Annotated in this window: 7 protein-coding genes; all 7 read right to left on the bottom strand. The window is 34.9% G+C overall.

The genetic code is table 11. The annotated features are described in order from the left end of the window. Positions 1-49: 49 nt before the first annotated feature. Positions 50-2,989, bottom strand: a complete 2,940-nt coding sequence (locus tag EZM65_RS11830; RefSeq protein WP_136668771.1) for a DEAD/DEAH box helicase — start codon at positions 2,987-2,989, stop codon at positions 50-52. Then, the gene (locus EZM65_RS11835) at positions 2,986-3,771 is read right to left on the bottom strand and encodes a Hachiman antiphage defense system protein HamA (RefSeq protein ID WP_136668772.1); all 786 of its coding nucleotides are present in this window, start codon (positions 3,769-3,771) and stop codon (positions 2,986-2,988) included. The genes EZM65_RS11830 and EZM65_RS11835 overlap by 4 nt, the downstream gene beginning before the upstream one ends. Positions 3,772-3,940: 169 nt before the next feature. Then, complete coding sequence (locus EZM65_RS11840; protein WP_136668773.1) at positions 3,941-6,712, bottom strand: bifunctional aconitate hydratase 2/2-methylisocitrate dehydratase; 2,772 nt, start codon at positions 6,710-6,712, stop codon at positions 3,941-3,943. Positions 6,713-7,241: 529 nt separating this feature from the next. Next, positions 7,242-8,489 carry a YCF48-related protein gene (locus EZM65_RS11845; RefSeq protein WP_169051708.1) on the bottom strand — a complete coding sequence of 416 codons (1,248 nt, stop codon included), beginning with the start codon at positions 8,487-8,489 and terminating at the stop codon, positions 7,242-7,244. A 49-nt stretch (positions 8,490-8,538) separates the two neighbouring features. Then, positions 8,539-9,492, bottom strand: coding sequence for a MoxR family ATPase (locus EZM65_RS11850; RefSeq protein WP_136668775.1), 954 nt, complete (start codon positions 9,490-9,492; stop codon positions 8,539-8,541). 139 nt (positions 9,493-9,631) lie between these two features. After that, positions 9,632-10,984: a peptidylprolyl isomerase gene (locus tag EZM65_RS11855; protein WP_136668776.1), complete on the bottom strand. Its 1,353-nt coding sequence runs from the start codon at positions 10,982-10,984 to the stop codon at positions 9,632-9,634. A gap of 15 nt (positions 10,985-10,999) precedes the next feature. After that, entirely contained in the window at positions 11,000-12,958 is a 1,959-nt protein-coding gene (locus tag EZM65_RS11860; RefSeq protein ID WP_136668777.1) for a peptidylprolyl isomerase, read from the bottom strand. Between the last annotated feature and the right edge of the window lie 14 nt (positions 12,959-12,972).

Here is a 12,972-nt window from a genome sequence, read left to right on the forward strand (position 1 = left end):
GTAATTAAAAAAACATGCGAAGCAATCAGTCTAAAGAGAACTACTCATTTTATCGTCTAACAAATTTTCCAAACAAATCAATTGAAATAATTGGAACTTTATCTTCTAAATATTCAAATATTTCAAATTGATATTTTTCAATTAAGCTTCTTAAATCATCTAGTCCATCATATTCTATTCTATTCTCAACAAACCACTCAGACACTTTTTGAGTTAGTATTCTGTCTGGAATATTAATTTCTGTCAAATCCAATTCAAGCCTGTTATTTACCCCATATACTAAATAGTTAGTCCAATTCAGTATTATATTAGAGGTCTCCTTATTGCTCTCTGTGCGTTTGGAATCAATATATTTTACTATTGAACTAGCAGAATTTTGCAATCCATATTCTAAGAATCTTATAAAAACTAAAGCATTATCAACATTTGAATTTAAACCTAGTGCGACATCATGATACCATCCACCTTTTATCCATATAGCTATTGCTTCAATAAATTTCTCTCGTGATATATTCAACGGAATACTATTACTGAAATCTTCAATTTCATAAAGAATATTGAATAGAAAATCTATCCACCGACTATCCAATGGATTCTCTACATCAGATAGAAAATCTAGTCTATAGTCAACTAATTCTTCGATTCTATTAAAAGATCTTAGAGAAATACCAGTGTATCTTATTAAATCAAGAGTTCCATTTTCAAGAATAGGGCGTACTCTTTCTGCTCTTAAAGCAAAGAGTTCTCTTAATCTTGTTTTTAAAGCATCATTACTTTGATAAAAAGTCAGTGTATTTTCAATTAATGTATTGATATCCTGTTCAAGATTTTCTACTGGTACATCTTCCGCTAATAACTGTATTATAGAATTGTCTATATAATCTGCTTCTTTTAATTTATCTAAAAGTTCATTACTTAAAGTGGTAGCGTTTTTTGTTATAAAGGCTTCAATTACCTCAACAACATGGTATAAAAAACCTTTAACATCTTCCAAGTTTCTATCAGCAATCACATCGGATAGTATAGATTGATCATTCGGATTTACAACAATTATAGTTCCTTTTGTTTCTTTTCCGGCTCGACCTGCCCTTCCAATTAAATTCTTTAAATCCCTTTTTTCCAAAGGCATTAAATATCCCTTATTTCCATCGAATCTTCTGGCAGTATTGATTACAAGTGTTTTTATCGGAAGATTAACACCTTCTGCTAAAGTGCTGGTGCAAATAAGAAGTTTAACTTTTTCGTTTCTTATCGAATTTTCTATTACCTCTCTTATAAATTGTGGTAAATCACCATGATGAAATAAGAAACCATTTTTAGCGCACCTAGTTAACAAATAATTATTGCTAAAAATATAATTAAGATAATCTTCAATTTTTGCAATTTCCTCGTTATCACAAAACTGTATAGGTTTAGGAAGAGAAGTAGATAGTTGATTTAATACTTCTAATGCTATACCAGCAACACCTTGATTATAGTCTTTTGTTGGAGAAAATATGGCAACTGCGCCTGAGTTTAATGACTTAAGTGCAGCTGCTACCGTTTTAGATTTAAATGTATTTACATTATAAGCACCATCTGGTGTACTAAAATCATTAGAAGATAAAAAACGATTAAGGATATATTTAGTTGGTAATTCATCATTAGGATTCACTTCTAAATTAAAATGACTTGCACTAACCTGATTTAGAAATGCCAATTCTATCTCAGTCGGTCTATAATTTGATCGCGCGATGTCATCATCGGACCCGCCAAGCCAAGAGTTTATTATCTCTATGTTAGGTATAATTGCAGATAGAAAAACAAATCTTCTTTCAACCACCTCAGTATTTTTTAATCTTGAAAGTAATAATTCATAACTAATCCCTCTTGTTGTATTATCTATTAAATGTCCCTCATCACAAATTACGGTTTGAAAATCATCAAGTATTCCAGACAATCCCAATTCTATTGCCATAAACTTTTCGGGTGTTGATATTAAAACATTGGATTGTTCTATACTTAATCGGTCAGAATCCGTGACGATATTACCACCATAAATAGTCTTAACTTTTATTCCTAGCCTAGAAGTGAGATTCCTTCCTAAATTATTCTTTAACTCGGATGCGAGAGCTCTAAATGGAGCTAAATAAAGTATTTTGCTTTCTGGGTCTCTTGATAACTCATTAAAAATTACTAATTCAGCGATAGATGTTTTTCCTGAGCTAGTAGGTGTCTGTAAGCTAAATGCCTTATCAAATGTTAATAAACCACTTCTTATAGCTGTTTGCTGAGAAGGAAAAAAACTCCAAATCTGAGGATTTTTTCCTATATTAAATCTGACATAAGTTTTCCAATCAATCTCCGCTCCATATTTTGTTAAGTCATGCCATAGATTATTGGTTGAAAATTTTTTTAAGATAGACTTTGCTATGTAAGTCAATACAAATAAATGACTTTCTATTTGATTATCTGGTGAGAGTATGTTCTCAAAAATACCTCGAAGTGTATCGATTGATTCATTGTTTCCCTCCCGTAAATATTCTATTATATATCCGAAATAAGGATTTTCGTAACCCTGTTTTCTTGTGTAATTCCTTGATAGGAAATAATAAATAAATTTTTCAATATTGGTTTGGAACTCTTCCTGTGGAAATTGTTTAAGTAATAAAAATGAAGTTGCAGGAAAATCTGCTAAATAATACAATGAAGCGACATATAACATATTCCGGCTGTAGCTTACACCAGAAAAACTTTCTCTTTTCCCTCTTAATGAATATATTTCTAAGCCCTTAGCTATAGAAAGTATTCCTTTTTTCACATCATCTGATTCCTCTTCCTCAAATTGTTCAAGAATATCCTGCAGCTTGGTTAAAAGCGAGATGTAAAAATCTTGAGGTCGATTATAGAAAGTATAATTTGCCTGTTCTTCATTAGCAATATTATAATCTATAAATGCTTGCCATGATTCAGATTGAGCAATCCACCTTTTAAGTTCCTGATAAATCATGTCGCTAATATTTGAGTGTAAGTATGTTCGTAAGCTCCTTTTAAGTCTTCAATTCTTATAAGTATCACTTCAAAAGTATCCCTGATATCATCAGGAATTTCAGTAACATTATTTAAATGAGTATCAGCAAATGAACCATCAACCGTCGCAATTGCTTTAAAGTGTTTTAGGAAAGTGGGATAATTAGCTACATCCATGAAACGATTTAATCTATTTACAGCTTCTGCGTTTCTATCGTCTTTATAACGTGTTTTTAAATGAAACAAACTTTCCCCTAAACGACTTACATAATCTTTATGAGCATCATCAATTGCTTTTTGTAGAGAACTTTCTGTACTTGTAGGTCTGGTAGCTCTTGCTTTTGATTCAATTGATATTAGACTATCATCAGTACTGGGGTTATCAAGATCATTCTGACAAAAAAGAATAACATCAGTAAAATGTGCGGGATTATTTTTGCTCTCTTTCCATTTCCATTTAGGTGGTCTTAAATGTGAGGAAGGTAAATATTTCTCAGGTATAATATAATAGCATAGAATTTCCGAAAATTCCCCAGATTGGATAGTTGGATTGTCTGGGATTTTGTCGACTATTTCTTCAGCTCTAGATGTTCCAAATTCATTAGTCCGCCAATCTAATTCTTCATCTGTTAAGTATAAACACCTAAAAGGTTGTGGTAATTTATCAAAAAAAGCATCTCTTTCTGCTTCTTTTAAAGAGAAAATAGTTATTCCATTTACACCTGCCGATTCTTCAAAATGAGTTAATATATCAATATTCATTTTTTATTATTTTCAATTTGTTAAATTTTATTAATTCAATAATATTCGACTAAACACAATATAAACTTAACAATATTTTTAACAATCATAAATATACCCAAAATCTTACAAGAACCCAACAAAAAACCCGAGCTTTCACTCGGGTTTTTCTTATTTCTATACTAAACTATTATTTCACTAATAATTTATGTGAAGGCGCAAACTTAGTCAAGTTGATACCTTCTACCGCTTCAGTATACTCTTCAATTGAAGGTGTTCTACCCAAAATAGTTGACAACACTACTACCGGTGTAGAAGAAAGTAATGATTCTCCTTTTTTCTCCGCAGAATCTTCTACCACACGACCTTGGAATAAACGGGTTGATGTTGCCATAACCGTATCTCCTTTAGCTGCTTTTTCCTGGTTACCCATACAAAGGTTACAACCCGGACGCTCTAAGTACAACATGTTTTCGTATTCGGTACGTGCTGCGCCTTTTGGTGCGTTATCGTCAAACTCGAAACCTGAGTATTTCTGTAATACTTCCCAGTCACCTTCTGCTTTCAACTCATCAACGATGTTGTACGTTGGAGGAGCCACCACCAATGGAGCGTTGAATTTCACTTCTCCTTTTTGTGCTTCCACATTTTTAAGCATTTGTGCCAAGATTTTCATATCACCTTTGTGCACCATACACGAACCGATAAATCCTAAATCTACTTTTTTAGTTCCTCCGTAGAAAGACAACGGACGGATGGTATCGTGCGTATAACGTTTAGAAACATCGGCATTGTTTACATCCGGATCAGCAATCATTGGTTCCGCAATTACATCAAGATCTACAACCACCTCAGCATAGTATTTTGCGTTCGCATCCGGACGTAACGCTGGCTCTTCACCTGAACGGATTTCAGCAATACGTTTGTTTGCTTTGTCAATTAATCCTTGTAATACTTTTTTAGTATTGTCCATGCCTTTATCGATCATGATTTGGATTCTGCCTTTTGCAATTTCCAATGATTCGATTAAGGTTTCATCTTCTGAAATACAGATTGATGCTTTTGCTTTCATTTCAGCTGTCCAATCCGTGAATGTAAACGCTTGATCTGCTGTTAATGTACCAATATGCACTTCGATGATTCTTCCCTGGAACACGTTTTCACCACCAAACTGGTGTAACATTTGCGCTTGCGTTGCGTGTACTACATCACGGAAATCCATATACGATTTCATTTCACCTTTGAAAGTTACTTTAACCGATTCTGGAATTGGCATTGAAGCTTCACCAGTAGCCAATGCAAGTGCCACCGTACCTGAGTCGGCACCGAACGCCACACCTTTTGACATACGCGTATGTGAGTCACCACCAATAATGATCGCTCTATCATCTACTGTAATATCGTTCAATACTTTATGAATAACGTCTGTCATTGAGTGATACACCCCTTTAGGGTCACGTGCTGTGATCAATCCGAAATCGTTCATGAACTGCATTAATTTCGGGATGTTTGTTTGTGCTTTTTTATCCCAAACCGAAGCCGTGTGACATCCTGATTGGTAAGCTCCATCCACGATTGGAGAAATCGTAGTCGCTGCCATAGACTCTAATTCCTGTGCCGTCATTAAACCTGTAGTATCCTGAGAACCTACAATGTTTACCGTTACACGAACGTCAGAACCTGCGTGTAATACTTTTTTAGAAATCGTACCTACCGCATTACGGTTGAAGATTTTCTCTACAGCCGTTAAACCTTGACCTTCGTTGTGAATTTCTTTGGATGGCGCATAAACTAAAGGTGCATCGATTCCTAATGTTTTAGCCGCAAACGTTTGTAGTTTTTTACCAAAAACGATAGCATAAGAACCACCTGCTTTGATAAACTCCATTTTTTGTGGCGTGAATGATCTTGAGATATCGATTAACTCCTGATCACCATTGTATAATTTTTTTGATTTTGTATTGATAGTCAAAACCGTACCCGTTGCTACAGAGTATTTTTGCTCTAAAACCGGTTCCCCGTTTTCATCACGAACTACTTCTCCGTTAGCATCTGTTTTCTTTACCCAGTTTTTAAGGTCAATTCCAATACCACCAGTTACATCAACCGTCGTTAAGAAAATTGGTGAAATACCGTTTGTACCACCCACAATTGGCGCGATGTTTACGAAAGGAACATAAGGACTTGCCTGTTTTCCTGTCCACAATGCTACGTTGTTCACCCCTGACATACGAGAAGAACCTACACCCATTGTACCTTTTTCGGCAATTAACATTACACTTGCATCAGGATGTTGTGCTTGCAATGCTTTGATTTCTTGTTGTGCTTGAGGTGTGATCATACACAATCCGTGTAATTCACGATCCGAGCGCGAGTGTGCTTGGTTACCCGGAGATAATAAGTCGGTTGAAATATCACCTTCACCAGCGATGAAAGTTACTACTTTGATTTCTTCAGCAACTTCAGGCAATTTGGTAAAGAATTCTGCTTTTGCATAGCTTTCTAAGATTTCTTTTGCCACAGTGTTGCCACCTTCATATGCTGCTTTCAAACGATCCATATCGGCATCGTACAAGTACACTTGCGTTTTTAATACCTCAGCCGCTTGTTTTGCAATCGCTTCGTCGTTTCCTAAAGCCAAGTCCAACAATGCAATGATTGACGGCCCACCTTTCATGTGTGATAATAATTCGAAAGCAAAAGCTGGCCTGATTTCAGCTACTGTAGCTTCACCTAAAATAATTTCTTTTAAGAATGCCGCTTTCACACCCGCCGCAGGCGTTGTTCCAGGTAATGTATTATAAATGAAGAATTTTAAAGAATCTTCACGATTTGCATTAGCAACATCTTTAATTTGAGCGATAATCTCACTTAACAATTCAGCCCCATCAATTGGTTTAGGGTGAAGTCCTTGACCTTTACGCTCTTCAATTTCTTTGATATAATCGCTGTAAATATTCATCTTCAATACTATTTGAATAAATTATGTAATTGTTTTTTAATAAGTCGCACAAATTTAATCAAACCGAATCAAATTAAAAAATATTTAGCATTTCATTAATTTCGAAGGAATATTATTTATAAACATTCTATTTTAGTATAAATTTTTCAACAAAAACACAAAAAAACATCATAAATTTAATAATTCTTAAAAATTAAAAAATTTATTATCAAATTATAAAAATTCGGTATTTAAAATTGAAATATTTACAATGAAGACAAGCATCCCAACCCAATAAAAAAACAGCGATCCGTCTTATCCATTTTTTAAGATTTAATGTGCTTTATCATGCCAGACTTTGAACAACATCCGTAATTGAACCATTAAGACATTAAGCTTTTTAAATATTGTAAAAGTCATAGAATGTAATATTTAATTCAATACTTAATTTCTTAATAGCAAAACAATTAAGCGTTTTCTACAATCAAGAATATCAAAGATTATTGGAAAACAATAAACTGAATTACCACAAAAAAGGGTATCCCACTTGTTATTTTATCACTTTTACAGATTGTCTGCCCGAATTGGAATGCAGATCGATAAAATAAGTCCCGGAGGGATATGGAAAATCAAAAACAAAAGTTTTTTTCAAGGCATAATCAACGTCCAGCTGTTTCAACTCGCACATTCTCCTGCCAAGGGCATCATACAATTCTATAATCAAATGATCTGCATCCTTGAAGTCAACTTCAAGACTGAGTTTATTTTTAACAGGGTTGGGATAGACTTTCGCCAGCAAAGGAACTCTAGACTGTTCCTCAAATTGATTATTTCCCAAAGAAGGAGCAAATTTATATATTGTTGCCCCGGATGCATAAGCAAAATCATCTCTGATAATGAATATTCTATTGAGATTACTTCCCAGATTTATGTTTGTCCAGGTAGTCCCGGCATCAAAAGTTTCATAAAAACCTGTGTTATGCCCTCCCATCCAGCCATGATTTTCGTCAACAAAACCAACTGCCTGAATAGAGGTTTCCGGTGCGTTTTTACTAACCCAGGTCACACCACCGTCGGTAGATTTTATCAACTTTCCTAAATTCGGCGAAACTGACTGTATAGAACCAAACATAACATTAGGATTCCCTGTGAGCGTTTGCATTTTCCATACATACTCGCCTGCCAGACCGCTGTTGAAAATTTCATTCCAGGTTGCGCCGCCATCGGTAGTTTTAAGGATAATTCCACCGGAGCCTTTTCTACCTGATACGAATCCAATATTTTCATCCAAAAACATGATTTCAACCAATCCTGTAGCATAAGCTGACATATCAATATACTGCCATGTAGCACCGGAATCAGTTGACTTTATAATAAAAGGTGGAAAATTCATATAGGAACCGCAGCCATAAACAGTAGAAGTCCCCACACAATCCAGACCGCACACTGCTTTAGTCGCTGTTCCGATAGTAGTCACTTCAGACCATGACGTGCCTCCATCAGTTGTTTTAAAAAACTTACTCTCTGTTAAAGTTCCGACAAATCCGATATTTTCGTTCAGGAATTCAATATTTCTAAAATAATAGTTTGGCGTAGGAATCCCCAGCATAACACCTATCATAGCCTCATTCAACTGCAAAGTCCACGAAACACCACCGTCAGTAGTCTTGTAAACCGAAGCACCTGCACCGTTAAGAGCCCAGCCCAGATTATCATTAAGAAAAAAGACATCATCAAAACGCTGTTTGTTTGTATTCAGATAAGCTGAAGACAGAGGTTGCCATTGTGATTGCGCCAAATTTTTAGAAAAAAAGACAAGTAAAAAAAGCAGATAAACTTTCTTCATATTAAAACAACTTCTTGATAATGGTTTCCTCCGAAATTCCTTCGGCATCAGCCTTATAATTTTTAATGATACGATGGCGTAAAATTCCTATAGCCACCGCCTGAACATCTTCGATATCTGGACTAAATTTTCCATTTAGAGCCGCATGCGTTTTTGCTGCCAAAATTAGATTTTGTGAAGCACGAGGTCCAGCTCCCCAATCGATATAATTTTTAACAAAATCAGTAGCCAAAGGGTTTTCCGGTCGGGTTTTCGAAACTAAAGTAACCGCATATTCGATAACATTATCAGTCACAGGTATTCTTCTGATTAGATGCTGAAAATCGATAATTTCCTGAGCCGTAAAAAGCGGATTTATGTTGAAACTAAAATCGGCTGTGGTACTTTTTACCACCTGAACTTCCTCTGTAAAAGAAGGATAATCAAGCTTGATTGCAAACATAAAACGGTCCAGCTGCGCTTCCGGAAGCGGATATGTTCCTTCCTGCTCTATAGGATTCTGGGTAGCCAATACAAAGAAAGGCAAATCCAGCTTATAATGATGCCCGGCAATAGTAACCGATTTTTCCTGCATCGCCTCCAACAAAGCTGCCTGGGTTTTAGGCGGTGTCCTGTTGATCTCATCAGCCAGAATAATATTTGAAAAGATTGGTCCTTTAATGAATTTGAAATTGCGGTTTTCATCAAGAATTTCACTCCCCAGAATATCCGAAGGCATCAAATCAGGCGTAAACTGAATCCGTTTAAAATCCAAACCTAAAGCCTGTGAAATAGTATTCACCATTAAAGTTTTAGCCAAACCGGGAACCCCGACAAGCAAAGCGTGTCCTCCGGAAAAAATACTTAAAATGATTTGGTTTACGACATCTTCCTGACCAACAATCACTTTTGCTATTTCCTTTTTTAATTCGTTTTGTTTTTGAACCAATTTTTCTATAGCCGCAACGTCTGACATAAAATATAGATTTTAGATTTTAGATTTTAGATTACACGAATCTTCTTTACTAAAAAGTTTTAGATTTATTTTTATTAAACAAAAAAGAGTTAGTTTATACTTTGATAAAACTAACTCTTTTATTCGAAATATTAAAAAATTATTTCTTCAACCAATTGTTTGTAAAAGCACAATCTCTGTACTCGCCATTGATTTTAATATGTGTTTCTTTAATTTTTTCCACACTCCATTTTGCAATTTCCTTTAACTGCTTTTCTTTCAGAGCCAGCTCTTTTAAACGCAGATAATCTTTTGCATAATCTGCCGTATGTTCTTCAAAACGGTTGGCAACTGTCATTATTTTGAAAAATTTAGCATTGGTTCTATCCTCATCTGCTATAGGGTATGAAATTTCACCATCCTTTAAATTAGCTACCACACCATACATTGATGGATCCATTTTTGTCAACTCGAAACGTGTATCCTGTGTTTTAGGGTTCGTCAGTACACCTCCATCGTTTTTTGTTTCTTTTTCATCAGAAAACTGACGGGCTGCCTCAGCAAAAGTTAATTCTTTATTTAAAATACGGTTTCTGATTTTTTCAGCTTTTTCTTTTGCTGCTTTCACCGCATCTGTCGAAGCTTTTGGAGCAATTACTATATGGCGCAGTTCAACATCCTGTCCTTTGATTTTATCCACCTGAATGATATGAAAACCAAATTCTGTTTCAAAAGGCTCGGAAATTTCACCTTCCTGCAAACTAAAAGCCACGTCTTTAAATTCTTTCACAAACTGTGTTTTTCTGTTCATTTTATAATATCCTCCGGAATTTTTAGATCCGGGATCCTCTGAATACAAAACTGCTTTTGTAAAGAAACTTGCTCCGTTTTCCAAAATATCTTTCCTGAATGCCTTCAATTGGTCAATAACCGCTTGTTTTGCTTCTTTGGACACTTCCGGTTTAATTACAATTTGGGCAATTTCCATTTCCGCTCCAAAAACAGGCAATTCCTCTTTAGGGATTTTTTTGTAAAAATCACGAACTTCTTCCGGTGTAATTGTAACTTCATCAACAATCTTTTTCTGCATTTCTGCAGTTAATTTATTGGCTTTAATGATTTCAAAAAGCTCACTTTTCAAATCCTGCTCATTTGTTTTTTTGAAATACTGCACCACTTTATCCATAGAACCCAATTGCTCTACCATATACCCTACCTGTTCGTCAAGTTTTGAATTTACTTCGGCATCAGTAACCACAATACTGTCCTGAATTGCCTGATGCGCATACAACTTATCTTCAAGCAGTTTCCCCAGCATCTGACAACGTGTAATCTCTTTCACATCAGCTCCCTGACTTCTCAATTCGATAAAACTTTTATCAATGTCTGAATCCAGAATTATATAGTCTCCCACAACTCCTACAACCCCATCAACCTTTGTTTTTTGTGCCGCTGCAGAAAATACAGCAAACACTAATGTTAAGCATATGCTTACTCTTTGAATCAATCTCATTTTTTATTGGCTTTATTACTTCATCGATGCTTTTAATCTTTCAAAAACATCTCTATTTACATTTACTTTAAATTCTTTTTTCAATTCAGACACCCAATTGTCTTCTAAATACTGCTGATAGTCATTAATCACTTTACCTTTGGTTTCTTCAAGAGTTTTTTGTCCTGCAGGCAAAACCCTGATCACTTTGTTGACATAAAAATAGTCTTTGTCTTTATAAACTTTAGAGAGACCTTTTTTAAATGCTATATTGTTATCAGTTCCTTCTTCAACCACCTCTTGCTTGGTCATAATATTAACCGATTCCTTAGTGTTTAACTTTTCTTTTAAAGCATCGGCAGTTATATCAGATTTTAATAATTTCTCAGCTTTTTTAACATATTCTTCTTTAGTCGAGGAAACCACTAAAACATCAACTCTGTTTTTCCATTGATATTTCAATTTATTAGTTTCATAATATTTTTTCAAACCAACAGTATCCTGTTTTGCCTTGTTCCATATTTCTTTTTCCATTAAATCGAAAAGCAACAATCCGTCTCTGTATTCCTCTACTATGTTGGCAAACTCAGAAAACTCTCTTTCCAAATTATCATTATAGTAAACATTAAGTTGGTTATCAACAAAATTAGTATAAACGTGGTCAACTAATTTCCCTATAGGCTTAATCTTAATTTTTGATTTTTGCTGTGCATTCAATTCGTTTAAAAAAGCAGTTCCGGAAACAGATTTTATCTCGAATTTGAAAAGTTCGCCATCAAAATCTTTTTTGCTTTCAGGCATTTTCCATTCACCGTTGTAATAGCCATCGGTAACCGTTTTCTTTATTTCCGCATACAATTTTTCATTTCGCTTTACAGGATATTTTTGACGCAATTTAGCGTTCAAAGTATTTACAATGATTTTTGAGCGGTCATCTTTTCTGATTTTAGCATCCAGTTCGCGCTCCATTTCCTCTTTTTTCTTAACCGGGTGTTTTTCAACAAGCTTTACAATATGCCAGCCAAACTGACTTTCGAAAGGGTCAGTATAGTCTTCGGGATTTACAAGAGCAAATGCTTTATTTTCAAAAATTTCCGAACTTAACTGTCCTGATGCAAAACGCGGCAGAACCCCGCCTCTTGGGCCTGAATTTTTATCTTCGGAAAATTGCGTAGCCAATACAGCAAAATTTTCTCCCTGTTTTAGTTTTGTATAAATGTCATTAATTGCATTTTTTGCTTTTATTATGTCTGCTTCAGTATTTGACTGAGGCTTCATAATCATGATATGAGCCACGGTAACTTCACCGCGGTTTTCTCTGACATCAAGGACTTTTACCAAATGATATCCAAATTTAGTACGGACAGGCAGTGAAATATCTCCTACTTTTGTTTTAAAAGCTGCAGTTTCAAACGGATATACCATTCTAAAAGCAGAAAAATAGCCTAAGCTGCCTTTGTTTTCCTTTGCGGAAGGATCTTGGGAATACTGCTGTGCCATATCTTCAAATTTTTGTCCCGCTAATACCTTTTTTCTGATATCGGATATTTGATTGTATGCTTTCAACGTATCTTCAGGAGAAGCATTTTCATCGCAAAGAATAAGTATATGTGACGCTTTCACTTCCTTTTGCAGTCTCTCATAAGCTTCATCAATTAAAGCTTTTGTCACTTTGGTATCCGAAGTATAATTTTTAGCTAATTGCGAACGGTACGTTTTTAACTCACTAAGATACTGAGTCCCATTTTGCAGACCCAACTTATTTGCTTTGTTAATCTTTAATTTATACGCCACAAACAAATCCAAATAGGAATTTAAATCTTTTTGGGATTCATCTTTAACCAAGTCAATGTTCTTATTATACACACGGGCAAACTCATCAGTATAATACGGTTTGTCATCTATAGTAAAAAGAACTTCTTTATTTGCATTTTGAGCCTGAAAAACGGCAGACACGGTTAAAAAAGAGGCAACAAAAAAATGTTTCAGATTCATTTCTTCCTTTGGTT

The organism is Flavobacterium sp. H122 (assembly GCF_004959765.1).
Taxonomy (GTDB): Bacteria; Bacteroidota; Bacteroidia; order Flavobacteriales; family Flavobacteriaceae; genus Flavobacterium.

Excerpts from the sequence above, each read along its gene's own strand:
- EZM65_RS11830 (WP_136668771.1), bottom strand. The coding sequence starts at position 2,989 with ATGATTTATCAGGAACTTAAAAGGTGGATTGCTCAATCTGAATCATGG.
- EZM65_RS11835 (WP_136668772.1), bottom strand. The coding sequence starts at position 3,771 with ATGAATATTGATATATTAACTCATTTTGAAGAATCGGCAGGTGTAAAT.
- EZM65_RS11840 (WP_136668773.1), bottom strand. The coding sequence starts at position 6,712 with ATGAATATTTACAGCGATTATATCAAAGAAATTGAAGAGCGTAAAGGT.
- EZM65_RS11850 (WP_136668775.1), bottom strand. The coding sequence starts at position 9,492 with ATGTCAGACGTTGCGGCTATAGAAAAATTGGTTCAAAAACAAAACGAA.
- EZM65_RS11855 (WP_136668776.1), bottom strand. The coding sequence starts at position 10,984 with ATGAGATTGATTCAAAGAGTAAGCATATGCTTAACATTAGTGTTTGCT.
- EZM65_RS11860 (WP_136668777.1), bottom strand. The coding sequence starts at position 12,958 with ATGAATCTGAAACATTTTTTTGTTGCCTCTTTTTTAACCGTGTCTGCC.